Origin of the sequence: Actinoplanes oblitus (assembly GCF_030252345.1) — a bacterium.
Taxonomy (GTDB): domain Bacteria; phylum Actinomycetota; class Actinomycetes; order Mycobacteriales; family Micromonosporaceae; genus Actinoplanes; species Actinoplanes oblitus.
Genome location: NZ_CP126980.1, coordinates 149911 through 171683 on the forward strand (window position 1 = coordinate 149911; position 21773 = coordinate 171683).

At 67.3% G+C, this 21773-nt stretch carries 13 protein-coding genes, 4 tRNA genes and 3 rRNA genes; 10 read left to right on the forward strand and 10 right to left on the reverse strand.

The annotated features are described in order from the left end of the window. Positions 1-61 precede the first annotated feature (61 nt). A complete protein-coding gene (locus Actob_RS00695; protein WP_284917975.1) occupies positions 62-1114 on the forward strand; it encodes a calcium-binding protein in 1053 nt (350 codons plus the stop codon). 791 nt (positions 1115-1905) lie between these two features. Here Actob_RS00695 and Actob_RS00700 read toward each other — a convergent pair. The 7 genes from Actob_RS00700 to Actob_RS00730 all read right to left on the reverse strand — a co-directional run bounded on the left by Actob_RS00700 (position 1906) and on the right by Actob_RS00730 (position 6403). Further along, positions 1906-1982 (reverse strand) — tRNA-Phe (locus tag Actob_RS00700). 15 nt (positions 1983-1997) lie between these two features. Beyond that, positions 1998-2071, reverse strand: a tRNA-Asp gene (locus tag Actob_RS00705). 60 nt (positions 2072-2131) lie between these two features. Further along, a tRNA-Glu gene (locus Actob_RS00710) sits at positions 2132-2204 on the reverse strand. 172 nt (positions 2205-2376) lie between these two features. Beyond that, a complete protein-coding gene (locus tag Actob_RS00715; RefSeq protein ID WP_284917976.1) occupies positions 2377-3234 on the reverse strand; it encodes a MerR family transcriptional regulator in 858 nt (285 codons plus the stop codon). Beyond that, entirely contained in the window at positions 3224-3826 is a 603-nt protein-coding gene (idi, locus tag Actob_RS00720; RefSeq protein ID WP_284917977.1) for an isopentenyl-diphosphate Delta-isomerase, read from the reverse strand. Before idi ends, Actob_RS00715 begins: the two co-directional genes overlap by 11 nt. A gap of 2 nt (positions 3827-3828) precedes the next feature. Next, positions 3829-5304, reverse strand: a complete 1476-nt coding sequence (gene crtI / locus Actob_RS00725) for a phytoene desaturase family protein (protein WP_284917978.1) — start codon at positions 5302-5304, stop codon at positions 3829-3831. Positions 5305-5332: 28 nt separating this feature from the next. Next, a complete protein-coding gene (locus tag Actob_RS00730) occupies positions 5333-6403 on the reverse strand; it encodes a polyprenyl synthetase family protein (RefSeq protein ID WP_407653531.1) in 1071 nt (356 codons plus the stop codon). 67 nt (positions 6404-6470) lie between these two features. Here Actob_RS00730 and Actob_RS00735 point away from each other — a divergent pair, with 67 nt between their 5' ends. The 6 genes from Actob_RS00735 (at position 6471) to rrf (ending at position 15815) form a co-directional block, all read left to right on the forward strand. Beyond that, positions 6471-7358 (forward strand): phytoene/squalene synthase family protein, encoded by an 888-nt coding sequence (locus Actob_RS00735; protein ID WP_284917979.1) that lies wholly within the window; start codon positions 6471-6473, stop codon positions 7356-7358. 1 nt (position 7359) lies between these two features. After that, on the forward strand, positions 7360-8670 hold the full coding sequence (locus tag Actob_RS00740) for a cryptochrome/photolyase family protein (protein WP_284917980.1): 1311 nt from the start codon (positions 7360-7362) through the stop codon (positions 8668-8670). A gap of 157 nt (positions 8671-8827) precedes the next feature. After that, entirely contained in the window at positions 8828-10195 is a 1368-nt protein-coding gene (locus tag Actob_RS00745) for a dihydrolipoyl dehydrogenase family protein (protein ID WP_284917981.1), read from the forward strand. Positions 10196-10657: 462 nt separating this feature from the next. After that, a 16S ribosomal RNA gene (locus Actob_RS00750) occupies positions 10658-12172 on the forward strand. A gap of 342 nt (positions 12173-12514) precedes the next feature. Then, positions 12515-15590, forward strand: a 23S ribosomal RNA gene (locus Actob_RS00755). Positions 15591-15698: 108 nt separating this feature from the next. After that, positions 15699-15815, forward strand: a 5S ribosomal RNA gene (rrf, locus tag Actob_RS00760). Together the 16S, 23S and 5S rRNA genes form the textbook arrangement of a ribosomal RNA operon. 434 nt (positions 15816-16249) lie before the next feature. Here rrf and Actob_RS00765 read toward each other — a convergent pair. Together Actob_RS00765 and Actob_RS00770 are read right to left on the reverse strand one after the other, a co-directional pair. Beyond that, positions 16250-17473, reverse strand: coding sequence for a phytase (locus tag Actob_RS00765; RefSeq protein ID WP_284917982.1), 1224 nt, complete (start codon positions 17471-17473; stop codon positions 16250-16252). 229 nt (positions 17474-17702) lie between these two features. Further along, a complete protein-coding gene (locus Actob_RS00770) occupies positions 17703-19025 on the reverse strand; it encodes a serine/threonine-protein kinase (protein ID WP_284917983.1) in 1323 nt (440 codons plus the stop codon). Between the two features lie 42 nt (positions 19026-19067). Between Actob_RS00770 and Actob_RS00775 the strand changes: the two genes are divergently transcribed. Then, positions 19068-19616: an RNA polymerase sigma factor gene (locus Actob_RS00775; protein WP_284917984.1), complete on the forward strand. Its 549-nt coding sequence runs from the start codon at positions 19068-19070 to the stop codon at positions 19614-19616. Between the two features lie 81 nt (positions 19617-19697). Next, on the forward strand, positions 19698-20894 hold the full coding sequence (locus Actob_RS00780; RefSeq protein WP_284917986.1) for an Ig-like domain-containing protein: 1197 nt from the start codon (positions 19698-19700) through the stop codon (positions 20892-20894). Positions 20895-20961: 67 nt separating this feature from the next. Here Actob_RS00780 and Actob_RS00785 read toward each other — a convergent pair whose 3' ends face one another. Then, the gene (locus Actob_RS00785) at positions 20962-21150 is read right to left on the reverse strand and encodes a hypothetical protein (protein WP_284917988.1); all 189 of its coding nucleotides are present in this window, start codon (positions 21148-21150) and stop codon (positions 20962-20964) included. Positions 21151-21441: 291 nt separating this feature from the next. On the opposite strand from Actob_RS00785, the gene Actob_RS00790 reads away from it, so the two are divergent. Continuing rightward, positions 21442-21516: transfer RNA gene (locus Actob_RS00790), tRNA-Lys, on the forward strand. Positions 21517-21773 lie beyond the last annotated feature (257 nt).

The window sequence follows — 21773 nt, forward strand, 5'->3', positions numbered from 1 at the left end:
GATGTGGCGTCGCCGGTGATCGACATCGCCGAATCCGCTTCTCTTCGGGGGAAATGCCGTCATGTTCCTGACCAGTCGCAAGGCTCTCGCCACGATCGGCGCCACCGCCGTCGCCGTGGCCGCGGCCACCACCCTCTTCGCCGCCCCGGCGCAGGCCGCCACCGCGGGCCTGGCGCGGGTGTCCGGCACCACCGTCAAGTTCAACGCCCTGATGACCAAGTCGAACTCGCTGGTCATCACGGTCTCCGGCCGCACCGTCACGCTGGACGACAAGGTCGCCATCAAGGCCGGCAAGGGCTGCAAGGCGGTCCGGGGTGACAAGACCAAGGTCAAGTGCACCACCTCGTCGAAGCCGAAGAAGCTGATCATCGCGCTCGGCGACAAGAACGACCGGGTCGTCAACAAGACCGGCATCTACATGCTGGCCGACGGCGGCACCGGCGACGACACGCTGTACGGCGGTAGCGGCGCCGACCAGCTGCAGGGCGCGTCCGGCAACGACAAGCTCTACGGCAACAACGGCAACGACAAGCTGTTCGGCGAGAACGGCAACGACTTCCTGGTGGCCGGCGCCGGCAACGACGACATCTACGCCGGCGCGGGCAACGACCGGGCCTACGGTTACGCCGGCAACGACCGCATCGCCGGTGAGGCCGGCAACGACGCGATCTACGGCGGCGTCGGCAACGACACCATCGTGGGACTGGCCGGCAACGACTCGCTGAGCGGCGAGGACGGCGCCGACGTGATCTTCGGTGACGATTACAAGGCCGGCCCCTACGGCGCCGACTCGATCTCCGGTGGTAACGGCAACGACATCCTGCTCGGCGGTTCCGGCAGCGACAAGCTCTACGGCGGCAACCACGACGACACCCTGTACGGCGCCTACGCCAACCAGGACTCCGGTGCTCCGTACGGCACCACCGGCTCGGACTACCTCGCCGGCGGCAACAACGGCACCCGCGGCGACTACTGCCTGACCGTGGGCGCCGCCAGCTACAACACCTGCGAGTACAACTGGACGACCGCGTCGGTCTCCGCCCTCGACGCCGAGTCCACCCACCCGCGGGTCCCGGCCGACGTGAAGAAGCGCCTCGCGGACGCCTCGCACTGACGCACCCGGCACAGCGCACCACAGCGGCGCCCGGCGGTCCTCCGCCGGGCGCCGCCCTTTTCCCGCGAAGAGCCCGCCTCACGCGCCAGGTCCGCTCCTCTTCCGCGCAGACCCTTTCCGGTACGCCCGGAGCAGCCCAGCCTCGATCACGGTCCACACGCCGGCCGCCGCAGGCCGGAGCTGGATCGGGTCGTCCGCTCCGGTACGCCCGGAGCAGCCCCGCCTCGATCACGGTCCACACGCCGGCCGCCGCACGCCGGAGCCGGACCGGGTCGTCCGCGCCAACGCACGTGTCGACGGCAGCGCCTGCCAGCCCCGCCCGTAACCGCTGCGCCTGCTGCTCGGCCCCCGCCCGCCCTCGACGCCGGGCACCTGCCCCTGGCCGAGTGTCTCCGTCCCCGCACGCACGACAGGGCGCGTTACCTACTCATCCGGCATGAAGCGAAACAGCCGCCGCCCCGGCTCGCGCGAAGCACCGTGCCGTAGCCGAAATTCGTCCTGTGACGGCAGTCACCGGTCGGCGGAATCGCGCTTTAGCGGGTCCGAACCGGCGCCGGCCGCCGTTTACCGGAGGGGTCAGAGGCTTCGTGAGGGGCGTTGCCCCATCAGGCCGGACGTTTCACCATTAGCCAGCCTGGCTTGCCTCTGGCGTGCGACGGAAATCCCTCGGAGCAATCCGCTGGCAAGTTGTCGCGATCGGAAGGTCCGGCGATGGGCGGTCACGCCCGGAAAGCAAAACGTCCACCATGCGTTTCCGCAGGTGGACGATGCTCAAAGCCCGGCGAGAGGCCTGGTGGCCAGGGGCGGGGTCGAACCGCCGACCTTCCGATTTTCAGTCGGACGCTCGTACCAACTGAGCTACCTGGCCGCGCTTGGTGCTTTGCGGTCCTGACGGGACTTGAACCCGCGACCTCCGCCTTGACAGGGCGGCGAGCACTCCAACTGCTCCACAGGACCTTGCTATTCACTTCTGTCTTGCTCTGGCCGGCTCGCGACCTGCGCCGCAAACCTTACCAGTACCCCCAACGGGATTCGAACCCGTGCTACCGCCTTGAAAGGGCGGCGTCCTAGGCCACTAGACGATGAGGGCAACTCCGCCATCATTGCACATCGAGCTGGCGACCCGATCTGCAACGCTTGGTGGCCTTCGCCCCAACCGCGCCCCGTTGAAGGCTTGCAAAGCATATGTGATCCACCAAGCGCCCGCCAAATCGGTATCCCCCTTTTCGCCGGCAAGTCGTTGACCTGCGAAAACAGGGGGTCTATATCGATGCCAGCAAGTGCAGTGCCTCGGCCAGGCCGGTCAGCCGGGTGATCCCGGGCGGAAGATCGTCTTTCGGCCAGCCCGGACCGGCGGCCGCGATCACCACCGGCGGGCACGGGGCGTCCCGGACCCGGATCAACTGGTCGACGGTGCCGGTGTGCGGCCCCTGCGACCAGAGCACCACGGCGGCCGGCCCGGTCCGTCCGATCGCGTCCAGCAGCGCGGCCGGGGGCAGCCGGGCGCCGAAGAGCCGGCACGCCACACCGGCCTCGCCCAGGGCGGCGGCCAGCGCCTCCAGGGCGAGGGTGTGCTGCTCCTCGTCGGCGGCGGCGAGCAGGACCCGCGCCACCCCGGCCGGTCGCGCGGTGGCGGCGAGCACCTCGGTGACGGTCCGGGACAGCAGGTGCTCGACCTCCACGTAGCGCTGGGTGGTCTGGTAGCGGTCGCCGATGCCGATCAGCACCGGCACCATCACCTCGGTCCAGGCCGCCACCACGCCGCACTGGCTCACCGCGGTGCGCAGGATCTCCCGCATGCCCGGCGCGTCCAGTCGCAGCGCGGCCCGGGCCAGCCCGCGAGCCGCCGCATCCAGCCGGACCGGCGCCGGATGCAGGGCCGGATCACCCTGCGGGGAGTTCCGGGCCCAGGCGGCGGCCTCAGCGGGCGCCACGCCCTGCGCGGTGAGCCGTTGCATGACCTGCAGGCGGCCCATGTCCTCGTCGGTGTAGCGCCGGTGGTGCCCGGGCTCGTGCCGGCTGGGGCCGAGCCCGTATCGCTGGTGCCAGGTGCGCAGGGTGGTGACCGCGACACCCAGGCGGCGGGCGGCGGCTCCGGCGCTCAGCGCCTCATCGGCCACCCGGCCCCTCCGTAAGCAGGGCAGCCGGTCGCTCCGCGAGGGTGTCCGGTTGCTGGGAAAGGCTGCCGAGCAGCACCTCGAAGACCCCGGCCAGCCACGGCGCGTAGGACTGCGGTGCGGCTGGCAGGTCGGCGCGCAGCGACGGCGGCGAGACCCACCGCAACTCGGCGATCTCGGCCGGGTCGGGCTCCGGCACCACCCCGTCGGGCAGGCGGCCCACCAGGACGTGGTCGTACTCGTGCTCGACCCGTCCGGTGACCGGGTCCGCCGCCCGGTAGGTGTACGTGCCGACCTCGGTCAGCGCGACATCGCGTACCGAAAGCTCCTCGGCGAGGCGGCGACCAGCCGCCTCCGTCACCGTCTCGCCGGGCCCGGGGTGGCCGCAGCAGCTGTTTCCCCAGCGCAGCGGGAAGCGGGTCTTCACCGCGGCCCGCCGCTGGAGCAGCACCCGCCCCTCGGCGTCCTGGAGGAAGACCGAGAAGGCCCGGTGCAGTCGTCCGGGTTCCTGATGCGCGTCGGCGACGGTGGCCGAGCCGACGGCCCGTCCGTCGCCGTCGACCAGCTCGACCAGGTGCGTCTCTCGCAGGCTCATGTTCAACCCCCTGTGATCCGGCTCGCGGCCAGCTTCCCGGAGATGAGCACCATCGGCACGCCGACACCGGGTTGTGTGCCCGAACCGGTGAAGACCACGTTGGGCAACTCGGGATGCAGGTTCGCCGGGCGGAACGGACCGGTCTGGGAGAACGTGTGCGCGGCCGCGAACGGGGTGCCCGCTGCCATCCCCTCGTCCGCCCAGTCGGCCGGGGTGATGATCCGCTCGACCTCCACGCCGTCCCGGAAGCCGACGTAGCCGCGCTGCTCCAGGGTGCGCAGCAGCTCGTCGGCGTAGCGCTGGGCGAGACCGCCGCGCCAGTTCATCGGGCCGCTCTCCAGGTTCGGCGCCGGCGCGAGCACGTAGTAGGTCTGCTTGCCGGGCGGGGCCGCGGCGGGATCGGTGTGGGTCGGGTTGGTCACCAGCAGTGACGGGTCGCTCATCAGTAGGCCCTGGTTGATCACCTCGTCGAAGGTGCGCTTCCAACCCGTACCGAAATGGATGTTGTGGTGGGCGATCTTCGAGTACGCCTGCGTCGAACCGATGTGCAGCACCACACAGGACGGTGAAAACCGCAGGCGGCGCGAGCGGCGCTCGGGCAGCAGGTCGCGGTAGGCGATGGGCAGGTCCGGGTTGAGCACGACGGTGTCCGCCGCTATGAACTCGCCACCGGCGGTACGCACGCCGGTCGCCCGGCCGTGCTGGGTGATCACCCGCTCGACGGTGGTGTCGTAACGGAACGTCACTCCGTGCTTCTCGGCGGCGCCGGCCAGCGCCCGCGGCACGGCGTGCATGCCGCCCTTGGGGTAATACACCCCGACCACCGAGTCGAGGTACGCGATCACCGCGTAGACGGCGAGCGCGTCGTGCGGCGCGAGACCGGCGTACATCGCCTGGAACGAGAAGATCCGCTGGGTGCGCGGGTCCCGGAAGTAGTCGTTGATCTTCGGCTGGAGCCGGCGGAACGCGCCCATCCCGAGCAGCCGCAGCAGGTTCAGGTTGAGCAGGTCGAACGGACTGTCCAGGTTCCGATCGATGAAGTGGTTCCGCTCCAGCTGCCACAGCTGCCTGGTGAAGTCGACGAACCGCAGGTAGCCGTCGGCCTCCCGGGGCCCGCAGACCCGGGCGATCTCGGCGGCCATCCGGGTGGTGTCCGAGCGGACGTCCAGAGTGGAGCCGTCCGGGTAGTACGCCCGGTACGCCGGGTCGATCGGCGTCAGATCCAGCCAGTCGGCGAGTTTCTCACCGACCGCGGCCAGCGGCTCGGCGATCAGTTCCGGCATGGTCAGCACCGTCGGGCCGGTGTCGAAGTCGAAGCCGCCGACCGAGAGCCGGCCGGCGCGACCGCCCGGCACCGGTTCCCGCTCGACGACGGTGACCTCGCGGCCGGCCGCGGCCAGGTGCAGGGCGCAGGAGAGGCCGGCCAGGCCGGCCCCCACTATCACGACACGATCGGTAGGTCCGGTCACAGTACGCACGCGGCAGCTCCAGGGGTGTGGGCACTCATCATGCCGGTCGCTGCGTGGCGACCGTGGCCAGCTCGACGAGCGTGGCCCGGGCCTCGTCGTCGATGGGCGCCGACGCCAGCGCGGCCAGTCCTTCGGTGACCCGGGACCGGATCATCTCCTCGACCCGGGCCGGCGCGCCGGTCTCCGTGACGATCGTCGCCTTCCGCTCGATCCCGGCCGACTCGAGCTCGGCGAGCTGGGCCGGGGTGGCCATCCGCCGGGCAAGCATGAGCAGCGCTGTCGGCTTCCCGGTGCGCAGGTCGTCGCACGCCGGCTTGCCGGTCACCGCCGGGTCGCCGTAGACCCCGAGCAGGTCGTCGCGCAGCTGGAAGGCCTCGCCCACGGCCAGCCCGTACGCGCGGTAGGCCTCGGTCACCTCGGCGTCCGTCACCCCGGCCAGCGCCAGCCCGAAGTCGAGCGGCCACTGCACCGTGTAACTGGCGGTCTTGTGCCGGGCGACCAGCAGGGCCCGGTCCACCGACCAGGACGACGGATCGGTCTCGCCGAGCACGTCGAGGTACTGCCCGGCCACCGCCTCGACGCGCATCCGGTCATACCGGGCACGCACCTCGAGCAGGGTCACCGGCGGCAGCGGCGTGCGGGCGAGCAGCTGGTCGGCCCAGACCAGGCACAGGTCGCCGACCAGGATCGCGGCCGAGGAACCGAACCGGGCGCCGTGCCGGGCCCCGAAGATCCGGTGCGCGGTGGGCCGGCCCCGGCGGGTCGCCGAGTCGTCCATCAGGTCGTCGTGGACCAGCGCGAACGTGTGCATCAGCTCCAGCGCGCCGAGCGCCGGCAGCAGCGGCTCGGCCGACGCGCCGGGACCGGCGACGCCGCGCCAGCCCCAGTAGGCGAACGTCGGGCGCAGCCGTTTCCCGCCGGCCATCACCAGGTCACGGGCGGTGCGAGCGAAGCCGCCCAGGGCCGGGTCGACGGTGTCCAGGGCGGCGATCTGCGAGGCGAGGAAATCGGCGAGCGTCCCCTCGACGGCATTGACCAGCCCGGCGTGGGAGACGTGCTGGCGGGGTATCGCACTCAGGCGATTTCCCTCGAGGGTGTCATTGGCCACGCTCAGTACCGTACCCTAACTTTCGGATGTTGCGTCGATTCGTGCGTCGATTTACCGGAGGACCGGGATGGATACCGACCTGGCGGCTGCCTACGAGCGCTGCCGAGAGCTGCACCGAGAGCACGGACGCACGTACTACCTGGCGACCCGGTTGCTACCGGCCTGGAAGCGCCGGCATGTCCACGCTCTGTATGGATTCACCCGATTCGCCGACGAGATCGTCGACCGGACCGAGTCCCAGCCGCCCGCCGAGCGCGCCGCCGCGCTCGGCGCCTGGTCCGACCGGTTCCTGGCCGGCCTGCGCGGCGAGCCGGTCGACGACCCGCTGCTGCCGGCCGTGCTGCACACCATCGCGGTCTTCGACCTGGACCTGGACGACTTCGAGAAGTTCCTCCGCAGCATGGCGATGGACCTCACCGTCAGCCGCTACCCCACCTACGCCGACCTGCTCGACTACATGGAGGGGTCGGCCGCCGTGATCGGCACCATGATGCTGCCGATCCTCGGCTCCTCCGACCCGGCCGCCGCCCACGAGCCGGCCCGGCAGCTTGGCCTCGCCTTCCAGCTGACCAACTTCATCCGGGACGTCGGCGAAGACCTCGCCCGCGGCCGGATCTACCTGCCCGAGGAGCACCTCGCCGAGTTCGGTGTCACCCCGGAGGACCTGGCCGCCGGGGAGGCCACGCCGGCGATCCGCGCGCTGATCAGGGCCGAGGTGGCCCGCGCCCGGGAGCACTACGCGGCCGCCGCGCCCGGCATCCCGCTGCTCGAACCGGCCTCGCAGGCCTGCATGCGCACCGCGTTCCAGCTCTACGGCGGGATTCTCGACGAGGTGGAGGCGGCCGGTTACGACGTCTTCGCCCGGCGTGCCACGGTGCCGAACCGCCGGCGGGCCGCGGTCGCCGTCCGCAGCCTGCTCACCCGGCCCGGCACCCCGGTCCAGCTGGCGGCCTGAGATGGCCGCCCGGATCGCGCTGCTCACCCGGGACCTGCGCGTCCACGACAACCCGCTGCTCAGCGGCGACGGCGAGATCGTCCCGCTGTTCGTGCTCGACCCGCGCCTGGCCGGGCTCTCCGCCAACCGGCAGCGGTTCCTGCACCAGTGCCTCGCCGACCTGCGGGACAGCCTCCGGGACCGGGGCGCCGACCTGGTGATCCGGGAGGGCGACCCGGTGGCCGAGACCGTCCGCCTGGCCCGGGAGGTGGACACGGCAACGGTGCAGGTGGCTGGCGATGTGACCGATTACGCCCAGCGGCGGGAGCGGCGGTTACGGACCGCGGGGCTGGACCTGCGGGTGACTCCCGGGGTCACGGTGCTACCGCCCGGGGCGGTGCGGCCGGCCGGTGGGGGCCAGTCCTATCGCGTCTTCACGCCGTACTGGAAATCCTGGGAGCGGACCGGGTGGCGGGAGCCCGCCGCAACCCCTCGCACGATCGCGATGCCGGACGGCATCGCGCCGGGCAGGCTGCCCGAGACGCCCGCCGGCGAGTCACCGGACGCGCTCGCCGGCGGCGAGACCGAGGCTCGCCGCCGGCTCCGCGCGTGGTCCGGAGAGCTTTCCCGGTACGCCGACGAGCACGACGACATGGCCGCCGACAACACCAGCAGGCTCAGCGCCTACCTGCGGTTCGGCTGCCTCTCGCCACTCGAACTGGCCCTCGCCGCGAAGGCCACCGACTCCCCGGGCGCACAGGCCTTCCTGCGCCAACTCGCCTGGCGCGACTTCTACTACCAGGTCACCGCGGCCTTCCCGAGGATCTCCACGCAGCCGATGCGGCCCTCCGCGGACACCACGTGGCGCTCCGACGAGGACGCACTCCAGCACTGGCAGGACGGGCTCACCGGGGTGCCGATTGTCGACGCCGGGATGCGCCAGCTGCGTGCCGAGGGCTGGATGCACAACCGGGCCCGGCTGATCACCGCGGCGTTCCTGACCAAGCACCTGGGCATCGACTGGCGGCTCGGCCTGCGCTGGTTCTCCCGCTGGCTGATCGACGGTGACGTGCCGAACAATTCCGGCAACTGGCAGTGGACGGCCGGCACCGGCAACGACACCCGGCCCTACCGCAGGTTCAACCCGATCCGGCAGGCGCAGCGATTCGACCCGCAAGGCGAGTACGTTCGTCGGTACGTGCCGGAGTTGAAGGACGTCGACGGCGGAGCCGTGCACCAGCCGTGGCGTCTGCCCGAGCCGGTGCGCCGCGGCCTCGACTACCCCGGCCCTCTGGAGTCACACCGGGACGAGGCGGTCTGGCTGCGGAACTGAGCTGCGGGGTCCACCGGCTGGTTGCGTCCGTCAAAACGTCCTCACCGGTGGACCTCGCGTCGGTTACCCGCTTTACCGGCGCTTGATGCTCCCCACCGACGCCCTCGCCTGGAGTTACCCACGCTCCGGTGACACGCGTTTCTGCTTAGCTGGGCGCATGGTTGAAGTGCGGCAAGTGGACGTGGTGGTCGTCGGGCTCGGTGTCGGCGGCGAGGAGGTCGCCGGTCGTCTGGCAGCGGCCGGGCTGAACGTGATCGGGGTCGAGCACCGGCTGGTCGGCGGCGAGTGCCCGTACTGGGGCTGCATCCCCACCAAAATCATGGTCCGGGCCGGGAACGCCCTGGCCGAGGCGCGCCGGATCCCCGGACTCGCCGGAAAGTCCACCGTGGAGGCGGACTGGGCGCCGGTGGCGCGCCGGATCCGCGACGAGGCCACCGACGACTGGAACGACAAGGTCGCGGTGGACCGCTTCACCGGCAAGGGCGGGACGTTCGTCAGGGGCACGGCATCGCTGGCCGGTCCCGGCCAGGTGCGGGTCGGGGACCAGGAATTCGCCGCTTCGCGCGGCGTGGTCATCGCCACCGGCACGGCCGCGGTGGTCCCACCCATCGAAGGACTTTCCGGTACGCCGTACTGGACGAACCGGGAAGCCGTGGAGGCGGCCACCCTGCCCGAGTCGATGCTGGTGCTCGGGGGCGGGGCGATCGGGTGTGAGCTGGCCCAGGCGTACGCGCGGTTCGGCGTGCGGGTGACCGTGATCGAGGGATCGCCCCGGCTGCTCGCCCAGGAGGAGCCGGAGTCGTCCGAGGTGGCCGCCGCGGCGCTGGCCGCCGACGGGGTGCGAGTCGAGTTCGGCACCCGGGCCGAGCGGGTGGCCTTCGACGGCGCCTTCCACGTGACGCTCACCGACGGGACCGTGCTGACCGGGGAGAAACTGCTGGTCGCGACGGGTCGTACGGCCCGGCTCGGCGGCCTCGGCCTGGAGACCGTGGGACTGGACCCGGCCGCCCGCTACCTCACCACCGACGAGCGGATGCGCGCCGGCGACAAGATCTGGGCGGTCGGTGACGTCACCGGCCATGGCGCCTTCACTCACATGGCGATGTACGAGGCGGACATCGCGGTGCGGGACATCCTCGGCGAGGGCGGGCCGGCGGCCGACTACCGCGCGCTGCCCCGGGTCACCTTCCTGGATCCGGAGATCGGCGCGGTCGGGATGACCGAGAAGCAGGCCCGGGACGCGGGGCTGAACGTCCGGGTCGGGTACGTGCCGCTGAACCAGACGTCGCGGGGCTTCATCCATGGACCGGGGAACGAGGGGTTCATCAAGCTGGTGGCCGACGCCGACCGGGGAGTGCTGGTCGGCGGGACCACGGCGGGGCAGGCGGGTGGCGAGATGATCGGGGCGGTGTCGGTGGCGGTGCACGCGGAGGTGCCGGTGTCGACGCTGCTCAGCTCGATCTGGGCGTACCCGACGTTCCACCGGGGTCTCGGGCAGGCGTTGTCGCCGCTCGCCGGTTCCTGAGCCGGCCAGGTTCCGCGTTTTCCTGCGCTGAGCTGGGGAGACGCGGGACACTGGACCCCGATTTGGAGGACCGGGAAACCGGCGGGTAATGTTTTGCGAGCCGGCAGGGAAACGGGCGAGCAAGCGGAGAGATCCGCAAGCGGCCGTCCTGCCAAATCCTCTGATCACGAGACCACGGCAGTGCTGTGGGCTAGCTCAGCGGTGGCCGTACTAGGTCAGATCGGCACCAACCGGGATAAACCGGTTGACAACGCCGGACCGGCCGAGTAACGTAGAGCGAGTGCCCCGGAGGGCGGGCCGCGAAAGCGGTTCTTCTGATGGTGTGCGGTTGTTCTTTGAGAACTCAACAGGGTGCTTGAAAAGCCAGTGCCAATTATGGCAATACCCCGGCTGATCATTTCGATGGTCAGTGGGAGATTCCTTTGGCAACATTTTTGTTGCCGGGACGCTTTACAACAGATTTTGTTGGAGAGTTTGATCCTGGCTCAGGACGAACGCTGGCGGCGTGCTTAACACATGCAAGTCGAGCGGAAAGGCCCTTCGGGGTACTCGAGCGGCGAACGGGTGAGTAACACGTGAGTAACCTGCCCCAGACTTTGGGATAACCCTCGGAAACGGGGGCTAATACCGAATATGACCTAGCTTCGCATGGAGCGTGGTGGAAAGTTTTTCGGTTTGGGATGGACTCGCGGCCTATCAGCTTGTTGGTGGGGTAATGGCCTACCAAGGCGACGACGGGTAGCCGGCCTGAGAGGGCGACCGGCCACACTGGGACTGAGACACGGCCCAGACTCCTACGGGAGGCAGCAGTGGGGAATATTGCACAATGGGCGGAAGCCTGATGCAGCGACGCCGCGTGAGGGATGACGGCCTTCGGGTTGTAAACCTCTTTCAGCAGGGACGAAGCGCAAGTGACGGTACCTGCAGAAGAAGCGCCGGCCAACTACGTGCCAGCAGCCGCGGTAAGACGTAGGGCGCGAGCGTTGTCCGGATTTATTGGGCGTAAAGAGCTCGTAGGCGGCTTGTCGCGTCGAATGTGAAAACCCGAGGCTCAACTTCGGGCTTGCATTCGATACGGGCAGGCTAGAGTTCGGTAGGGGAGACTGGAATTCCTGGTGTAGCGGTGAAATGCGCAGATATCAGGAGGAACACCGGTGGCGAAGGCGGGTCTCTGGGCCGATACTGACGCTGAGGAGCGAAAGCGTGGGGAGCGAACAGGATTAGATACCCTGGTAGTCCACGCTGTAAACGTTGGGCGCTAGGTGTGGGGGACCTCTCCGGTTCTCTGCGCCGCAGCTAACGCATTAAGCGCCCCGCCTGGGGAGTACGGCCGCAAGGCTAAAACTCAAAGGAATTGACGGGGGCCCGCACAAGCGGCGGAGCATGCGGATTAATTCGATGCAACGCGAAGAACCTTACCTGGGTTTGACATGTACGGAAATCCTGCAGAGATGTAGGGTCCTTCGGGGCCGTTCACAGGTGGTGCATGGCTGTCGTCAGCTCGTGTCGTGAGATGTTGGGTTAAGTCCCGCAACGAGCGCAACCCTCGTCCCATGTTGCCAGCATTCAGTTGGGGACTCATGGGAGACTGCCGGGGTCAACTCGGAGGAAGGTGGGGATGACGTCAAGTCATCATGCCCCTTATGTCCAGGGCTTCACGCATGCTACAATGGCCGGTACAAAGGGCTGCGAAATCGTAAGGTGGAGCGAATCCCAAAAAGCCGGTCTCAGTTCGGATCGGGGTCTGCAACTCGACCCCGTGAAGTCGGAGTCGCTAGTAATCGCAGATCAGCAACGCTGCGGTGAATACGTTCCCGGGCCTTGTACACACCGCCCGTCACGTCACGAAAGTCGGCAACACCCGAAGCCGGTGGCCTAACCCCTTGTGGGAGGGAGCCGTCGAAGGTGGGGCTGGCGATTGGGACGAAGTCGTAACAAGGTAGCCGTACCGGAAGGTGCGGCTGGATCACCTCCTTTCTAAGGAGCATTCTTCCGTCGAAAGATGGACAGAAATCCTGCACCAGCCGAATGTGTTGGTGAGGAGCTCACAGGCGGAGACACTGGCTAGTTTTAACCGGCAACGGTTTTGTGGTTAGTACAGCTCTTCGGAGCGTGGAATCCCACGGAATGCGGCTGGTAAGAGCGATGAGCACCCTGTTGGGTATCTGAAAGAACAACCCTTGTGGTTGGTCTTCAATGCCAGGCACGGCCTGGCCTCCCATACCGACTGCGGTTGCAGTGCTGGTGAGAGGCCGTGATGGTTGTGGGTTGGTCGTTGGTTGAGAATTGCACAGTGGACGCGAGCATCTTGTTTTCTGTGGTTAAGTTGTCAAGGGCGAACGGTGGATGCCTTGGCACCAGGAGCCGATGAAGGACGTGGGAGGCCGCGATAGGCCTGGGGGAGCTGTCAACCTAGCTGTGATCCCAGGGTGTCCGAATGGGGAAACCTGGCACGAGTCATGTCGTGTCATCCATGCCTGAATTCATAGGGCATGTGAGGGGAACGCGGGGAAGTGAAACATCTCAGTACCCGTAGGAAGAGAAAACAACCGTGATTCCGTGAGTAGTGGCGAGCGAAAGCGGATCTAGCCTAAACCTTTTGCGTGTGATAGCTGTCAGGCGTTGCGCAATGGGGGTCGTGGGACCTGCTTATCATGGCTGACATCATGGTGAAGAGTTATAAAGCTAGCTGCTAGTCGAATGGTGTGGGAAAGCCAGCCGTAGACGGTGAGAGCCCGGTAGACGAAAGTTTCTAGCCTCTTTGCAGTGTTCCCGAGTAGCAGCGGACTCCTAGAATCTGCTGTGAATTTGCCAGGACCACCTGGTAAGGCTGAATACTTCCTGGTGACCGATAGCGGACAAGTACCGTGAGGGAATGGTGAAAAGTACCCCGGGAGGGGAGTGAAATAGTACCTGAAACCGTTCGCCTACAATCCGTCAGAGCCTTTCGGGGTGATGGCGTGCCTTTTGAAGAATGAGCCTGCGAGTTAGTGGCATGTGGCGAGGTTAACCCGTGTGGGGTAGCCGTAGCGAAAGCGAGTCTGAATAGGGCGTTTTTAGTCGCATGTTCTAGACCCGAAGCGGGGTGATCTAGCCATGGGCAGGTTGAAGCGTGGGTAAGACTGCGTGGAGGACCGAACCCACCAACGTTGAAAAGTTGGGGGATGACCTGTGGTTAGGGGTGAAAGGCCAATCAAACTCCGTGATAGCTGGTTCTCCCCGAAATGCATTTAGGTGCAGCGTCGTGTGTTTCTTGCCGGAGGTAGAGCACTGGATGGTCTAGGGGGCCCACAAGCTTACTGAAATCAGCCAAACTCCGAATGCCGGTAAGTGAGAGCGCGGCAGTGAGACTGCGGGGGATAAGCTTCGTAGTCGAGAGGGAAACAGCCCAGATCGCCAGCTAAGGCCCCTAAGCGTGTGCTAAGTGGAAAAGGATGTGGGATCGCATGGACAACCAGGAGGTTGGCTTAGAAGCAGCCACCCTTTAAAGAGTGCGTAATAGCTCACTGGTCAAGTGGTTCCGCGCCGACAATGTAGCGGGGCTCAAGCACACCGCCGAAGCTGTGGCATTCACGACTAGTTCGTGGATGGGTAGGGGAGCGTCGTGCAGCGGGTGAAGCGGCGGAGTGATCCAGCCGTGGACGCTGTACGAGTGAGAATGCAGGCATGAGTAGCGAATGAAGGGTGAGAACCCCTTCCGCCGGATGACCAAGGGTTCCAGGGCCAGGCTAATCCGCCCTGGGTGAGTCGGGGCCTAAGGCGAGGCCGAGAGGCGTAGTCGATGGATAACGGGTTGATATTCCCGTACCCGCAAAGAAACGCCCAAGACGAACCCATCTGTACTAACCACGCAAAGCAGTGGCGGTCTTCGGACCAAGACTGTGGAGTCTGGGACCTTGGGTGGTAGTAGTTTAGTGATGGGGTGACGCAGGAAGGTAGATGATCCCGGCCGGTGGTTGTGCCGGGGTAAGCGTGTAGGCCGTACCGTAGGCAAATCCGCGGTGCATGTAGGCTGAGACGTGATGCCGAGCCGTTCTGGTGAAGTCATTGATCCTATGCTGCCGAGAAAAGCCTCTAGCGATGTTTCGAGCGGCCCGTACCCTAAACCGACACAGGTGGTCAGGTAGAGAATACCGAGGCGACGGGTGAACTGTGGTTAAGGAACTCGGCAAATTGCCCCCGTAACTTAGGGAGAAGGGGGGCCGGACGCGTGAAGCCCCTTGCGGGTGGAGCGTGGTATGGCCGCAGAGAGCAGGGGGAAGCGACTGTTTACTAAAAACACAGGTCCATGCCAAGTCGTAAGACGATGTATATGGACTGACGCCTGCCCGGTGCTGGAACGTTAAGGGGACCTGTTAGCTCTTCGGGGCGAAGCGGAGAACTTAAGCGCCAGTAAACGGCGGTGGTAACTATAACCATCCTAAGGTAGCGAAATTCCTTGTCGGGTAAGTTCCGACCTGCACGAATGGCGTAACGACTTCCCCACTGTCTCAACCACAGGCCCGGCGAAATTGCAGTACGAGTAAAGATGCTCGTTACGCGCGGCAGGACGGAAAGACCCCGGGACCTTTACTATAGCTTGACATTGGTATCTGAATTCGATTGTGTAGGATAGGTGGGAGCCGGTGAAGCTCGGACGCCAGTTCGGGTGGAGGCGTTGTTGAAATACCACTCTGTTGGGTTTGGGTATCTAACTTGCGGCCCTGATCGGGTCGAGGGACAGTGTCTGGTGGGTAGTTTAACTGGGGCGGTTGCCTCCTAAAGGGTAACGGAGGCGCCCAAAGGTTCCCTCAGCCTGGTTGGCAATCAGGTGTTGAGTGTAAGTGCACAAGGGAGCTTGACTGTGAGACTGACGGGTCGAGCAGGGACGAAAGTCGGGACTAGTGATCCGGCACTTGCGTGTGGAAGCGGTGTCGCTCAACGGATAAAAGGTACCCCGGGGATAACAGGCTGATCTTCCCCAAGAGTCCATATCGACGGGATGGTTTGGCACCTCGATGTCGGCTCGTCGCATCCTGGGGCTGTAGCAGGTCCCAAGGGTTGGGCTGTTCGCCCATTAAAGCGGTACGCGAGCTGGGTTTAGAACGTCGTGAGACAGTTCGGTCCCTATCCGCCGTGCGCGTTGGATACTTGAGAAGGGCTGTCCCTAGTACGAGAGGACCGGGACGGACGAACCTCTGGTGTGCCAGTTGTTCCGCCAGGAGCATGGCTGGTTGGCTACGTTCGGAAGGGATAACCGCTGAAAGCATCTAAGCGGGAAGCTCGCTTCGAGATGAGGTATCCCACCACCTTGAGTGGGTAAGGCCCCCAAGAGACTATTGGGTTGATAGGCCGGAGATGTAAGCACGGTAACGTGTTGAGTTGACCGGTACTAATAGGCCGAGGGCTTAACCACCCTAAATTTTCTGCTTGCGTCCACTGTGTGATTCACAGCAAACGAACAACCACCCTGATATGCCGGTGACGGTATGACAGGTTGCTGGTTGGTTCTGCTGATGGCTGTTTCGGTGGTCATAGCGGAGGGGAAACGCCCGGTTACATTCCGAACCCGGTAGCTAAGCCCTCCAGCGCCGATGGTACTGCACTCGGGAGGGTGTGGGAGAGTAGGACGCCGCCGGACTCAACGTATGGAAACGCCCACCCTTCGGGGTGGGCGTTTCTTTTTTGCTGCCCAAAAACAGGTAGAGGCCGGTCTGCTGCCCGAAACCGGGCCGGCGGCGGGATGCTGACCTGCCGGCCCGGGAAGGGCGGGACAACGGCGCCCTGCAGGAGGACCGGCGGCGCAGCCCGCGGGGGCGCAACGACGCCTTGCTCGAGGTCCGGCAGCGCGGCTTGCGGGCGGAACAAACGGCGTCTTGCGCGGAGTCCGGCGGGGCGGGATCACGACGCCTTACAGGGCGAGCTGACCGGTTAGGGCATGTGCTGCGGACGGCGTGTGCGGGCCGGAGGGCGATTTCAGGCGTTGGCCGGCTCGTGGCAGAAAGAAAACACCCCGCCCAGGGAACGGGCGGGGTGTTTTTGTTTCGGGAGCTGATGGGCGTACCGAAAGCGGGGTTAGATCTTGGTGATGTGGAGGCTGCGCCAGTCGACGAACTTGAAGTTGGTGCTGGTGCGGCCGCCGTCGGGGGTGTTCTCGCCGTCGTGGAGGACCAGCAGGCCCTTCGGGTAGCCGGGGAGGGCGACCGAGGTGGCGGCGGCGCCGTCGGAGTGCTGGACGCCGTCGACGCGGGGGCCGTCGGTGACGGCGAAGAGGGTGACCGGGCGGTTGGTGCGGCGGTCGTAGACGTAGAACGTGCTGTCGCCCTGGCTGGAAACGATCAGGTAGCCGTCGCGCTTGCCGGTGGCGTAGAGCGTGGTGCCTTCGACGTCCGCGGTGATCCGGCCCCCGAAGCCGGGGTCGTTCGCGGAGTCCAGCACGCACTCCTCGGCGTCGGCGTCCCAGGTCGCCGGCACGCCGTACTCTTTGACCTTCTCGACGATCCGCGGGATGCTGCCGAACGTGCCGCCCTTCAGATCGATCCTCCAGAGGGCGACGTCCTCCTGCGCGGCGTAGAGCACGCCCGCCTCGGCGTCCACCACCATGCCCTCGACCTGCGGGCCCTCACCCGGCTCGGCGCACGGTGACCAGGTGCCGCCGTTCGGCAGGCGGAACGAGCTCGGCAGGTCCAGGGTGTCCGAGGTGCGGTAGGTGACCTTGCCGTGCCGCTCCTCCAATCGGAAGATGCCGAGCCGGGTGCTGTGCCGGCGGCTGACCACGGCGTACCGGTCATAGGTGGCCAGGCCGTAACCGGTGGCCTGCTCCTCGACCTCGGCCTGGTCCTTCGAGAAGAGCAGCGGGACGTCCGCCGAGGTGACGTCGATCAGGCCGGCCGCGGTGATCCGGTAGATGCGCAGCTTGTCCAGGCCGCGGTCGGTGACGACGGCCAGGTCGACCTTCTGGTTGCCGAGCTTGAAGCCGGAGATGAGGTCGACGTTGTTGAAGCGTCCGCCGTCCGGCGTCGCGATCGTCTGGACCTCGCGGCCGGTGAGGTCGTAGACCCGCAAGCCGCCGTTCTTGGCCGTGCCGATCACCAGGCTGCGGGCCTTGTTCGCCGGGTTGACCCAGATCGCGGGATCGTCGGCGTCGGCATTACCGCCGGCCTCGTCGTGGTACAGGGCCGGGGTCTCGACCTTGGCGGTGATCTCACGGGCCGGTCGGCGCTCGGAGCCGTAGGCCGGTACGCCCGCGGCCAGCGTAGTCAGCGCTACGAGTGCGGCGATTCCGGAAGTACGTTGCATGGTCTGCACGATCCCTGATCTACCTGTCTTCCGGGTGGCCGGAGACTGAACAGGCCACCCACCCGTGATCCACTTGTGATCTTGGATGGTCCGCAGTCCCGCCAGGTCGTTATCCGGCCGTTATGAAGCGTTCCGAACCCGCGTCGCGAACCGCGCATCGCATCTGATGACAGCAATACGGGGAGCTTCGAAAGAGGAAGACATGACACGGCGTGGACGAGCACGGCTGCTACGAGCGGGTCACCCGGAGCGTGCGCAGTATGTCGTCGGTGCGGTCGGCCTCGTCGTCCTGCCGGATCTGAAGGTAGACGCCGCGGCCACCGGGGCCGGTCAGCAGCACCTCGGTGTACGAGAGGGCGGTGCCGGCACAACCGGTCCAGCGCCGGGCCGACCCGCTCAGCTCGCCGGCCGAGACCCGCCGATCCGGCTGCCGGGTGCAGGAGCCGTGCACCGGCAGGGTGGCGTCCACCGGTTCCCGGATCCACCGGCCGGCGCCGGCCAGAACGGCCGGCGAGGCGGCCGCCGGATCGATCAGATCGGCGCCGACCTGGAGCCCGGGCTGTCCGCCGGCGGGCAGGCCGATCGACGCCGGGTCCCAGCCGCCGTCACGCAGTTGCCGGGACCAGGACGAGGGCACCGCGACCGACACGACGCCGTCCGCGGAACCGACCCGGGTCCAGCCGGGCGGGGTGCCGCCCGGGACCGCCGCTCCACCGGCCGCGGCCAGGGCGGCCAGGCACACGACCGCCCCGGCGACGCGGGCCAGCCGGCGGCTCGGGGAGGTGCTCAGCGCCTCGGCGAACGCGGCGGCGGTGGGCCAGCGGCGATTCCGGTCCGGGTCGAGGGCGCGGAGCACCGCCCGGTCGATCTGCCGGGAAACACCGGGACGCAGCTTGGACGGCGCGGCCACCGCACCGGGCCGGGGCGGCTTGCCGGTCAGCATCTCGTAGGTCAGGGCGCCTATCGCGTGCACGTCGACGCGGACGTCCAGGCCGCCGCCCGGCAGGCTCTGCTCCGGCGCCATGTAGCCGGGCGTGCCGGCCACCACGGTGAACCCGGAGGCCTGCGCGATCTCCTTGGCCAGTCCGAGATCGGCGACCAGCACCCGCTCGTCGCCGCGGACCGTGTCGAAGAGCACGTTCGACGGCTTCAGGTCGCGGTGCAGCACCCCGGAGTCGTGCAGGACGGTCACGGCCCGGGCGATGTCGGAGGCCGTGCGCAGGGCTGCCCCGATCGGCATCGGCCCGCCGGCCAGGCGGTCGGCCAGCGTGCCACCGGCCGCGTAGGTCATCACCTGGTACGGCCGGCCGTCCGGCAGCTCGCCGAAGTCGTGCACCCGGACCAGCCGTTCCGAATCGGCCCGGCGCAACACCTGGGCCTCCTGCTCGAACCGGGCCCGGACATCCGGGTGGTGCGCCCAGTTGTCGGCCAGCACCTTGATGGCCACCTGGGACTCGAGAACGTCGTCCTCGGCCAGCCACACCGTGGCGAACGCGCCGGAGCCGAGGCGTCCGGTGACTCGGTATCTACCGATCGTGGTTGGCGCGGGCACGTTCGTATTATGAACGTCACTGCAACGGGGAGAAGTTGATCTATGGCACGCGACGACGACCAGGAGGAACTCGCCCGGCGGGCGGCCGGCGGCGACCGGGTCGCGCTGGACACGCTGCTCGGCCGGATCCAGCCGTCGGTGCTGCGGCGATGCGCCCGGTTCCTGCCCTGCTATCAGGATGCCGAAGAGGCCTGCCAGGACGTGCTGCTGCAGGTGGCGCGGAACATCAGCAGATTCCGGGGGCAGTCGAAGTTCAGCACCTGGCTGCACGTGATCATCGCGAACAGTTCGCGGCAGACGTACCGGTCGCTGAAGCGGCGGGCGGTCGAGCAGGCACACGGGGTGCCGCCGATCGACGTGCCGGACGCCCGTACCACCAGCGTCATCGCCGGCTCCCGGCTTGACCTGCTGGACGCCCTGGACCGGCTGGAGAACCGCAATGCCGACCTGGTCGGGCCGATCGTGCTGCGCGACATCTGCCAGCTCGACTACCGCGAGATCGCCCAGCACCTGGGCATTCCGGAGGGGACCGTGAAATCCCGGATCCATCAGGGACGGGCCCGGGTGCGGGAGTATCTCGGCGCGGGTTGATCGGGGGCGCGCGGCTCCGCCTCGCAAGGCATCAGCTGCCCCATCTTCGTTCCGGACGCGCTGACTGGCACCGCCATCGACGTGACGGTTCGCGCCGTCGACACCGCAGGTAACCACGCCGACCTGATCACTCGGGTGCACGTCGTCGCGGTGACCTTGTCCGGCACACTCACGCCGAAGGCCGGAACAGCGATGCGTAGCGGACCCACGACCGCCACGCTGAGCGACATCCCTGCCGGGACAAGCAAGGTCGAGATGACGGATGGGCTCAACGGCGCCGTTCTCGCCACGCTCACTGCCGCGCCATGGGCCTTCACGTGGAACGCCGCCACGACCGCCGCCCCGCCGTGCTTCCGGCTCAGCGAAACGGCCGGCGACAGCACGACCTACTGCTCCAACTACGTCGTCTCCGACGAAGCTCCCGTGATCAACTCGGTATCGGTGTGGCACGAATTCGGCGGCGACCAGTTCGGCGGCAGGCAGGCCTGGTCCAGCCGGCTCGACCAGGGCAACGGCTGGATCGGCACCGACGGCACGATCACCTCGAACGCCACGGACAAGGTCGGCATCGATCACACCGAGCTGTGGGTCGACGGCGTTCTCCGCAGCAGCATCACCGGGCGGTGGGCCTCCTTCCCGTGGCACGACGCGACGCGCGGAAAGACCTCCGCGAACCTTGAGGTGCGCGTGACGAACCGGGTCGGCCTCACCACCATCAAGGCGTTTCGCCTGAATATCGACAATGCCGGGCCGGTGCTGCGGCTCACGCCGCGAAACGGCACGCTGCTGCGCGGCAACCAGGTCGTCGTGACCAGAACCGCGACCGACCAGCACCGGATCGTCCTGCCCGAGTCGGCCGGTTTCAGCTCCCAGACGCAGCCCTCGCCGCTGTCGTACTGCGACGTCCTGACCCGGCGCGCGGACGGCGGGATCCTGTTGACCTTCTCGGTTCACGACGAGCTCGGTAACCCGTCCACGGTCAACAGCTGGGTGACCGTGGACACCACGAAAGCCACGGTGGCGTTCGCGAAGGCGCCGAAGAACAAGGCCAAGGTCAAGGGAACCGTCAAGATCACCGCGTCGGCCAGCGACAGGTACGGCGTCGCCCGGGTCCAGCTGCTGGTCAACGGCAAGGTCGTCGCGACAGACACCACGGCGGCCTACAAGTTCTCGATCAACACCAAGAAGTACGGCAAGAAGCTCAAGGTCCGGCTGCGGGCGTACGACCGGGCCGGCAACGTGACCACCACGTCGGCGCGTACCTGGTATAGCCACTGATCTGACGCGTGATGGCCCGGTTTCGCTGGTCCAGCCAGCGCGCCATCGCGTGCTTCGCTCCGGGCGGTCATGGTGCATCGCCGTTTGCTGGAAGTCCCCAGCGGACCGGGCCACCCGCCAAGGCCCGCCCGGCGTCGAGCAGTGCTTCCCGCGTGGGGCGGGGCGTCCAGCCGGGCGTCTCGCGGGCGGCCACGTCGGAAACCCGCCGGACCACGTCGGCGCTGGGATTGGTGTGGTCGATGCGGGTGGCCCTCATGGGGACCAGCAACCTCCTGAGTCACCCTGCGGGGAAGGCTCCTTGCGGCCCCACCAGGTCGGGCCGTACTCACAAGAGGCACTCGACGGTAGCGACGTCCATCTTCATGCCGCCCATCTCGGTGAGCTGCCCTCCCTCCGCGGTAGCGAAGCGGATGGCGCGGGTTCGACCGCGTCGCAACACGAAAGTCCAGGCTATGCCCGCAAAAGCTGCGGAGGTGGATATCGCGTAGGCTGGCCTGGAGTTGCCAGGTACTCTGGCCTGGCGTCGCCAGGTACTCTGGCGCGCTGCGGGCTGCTAGCTCAATGGCAGAGCTGAGGACTTTTAATCCTTAGGTTCGGGGTTCGAATCCCCGGCGGCCCACCATTCTTTACCTGGGGAAACGCTGTTTCCTCATCGATTTCGCCGTTGTGGGTGGCTTCGTTTCCGGGGAGCGGAGCTACCTGGCAGCGACTCGGCTGGCCCGCCGGATGCGCGTCGCACCAGGGCGGCGGCTTCAGCGCACGACGACCTCCGCCGTCTTTTAGCCGGCCTTGAGGTCGGGCGGCGAAAGGTTCCGGTTGCCCCCGTCCTCCGGTCCGGGCTGCCCTCTGGCCAGCGCACGGCCTCTTCCCGACCACCAC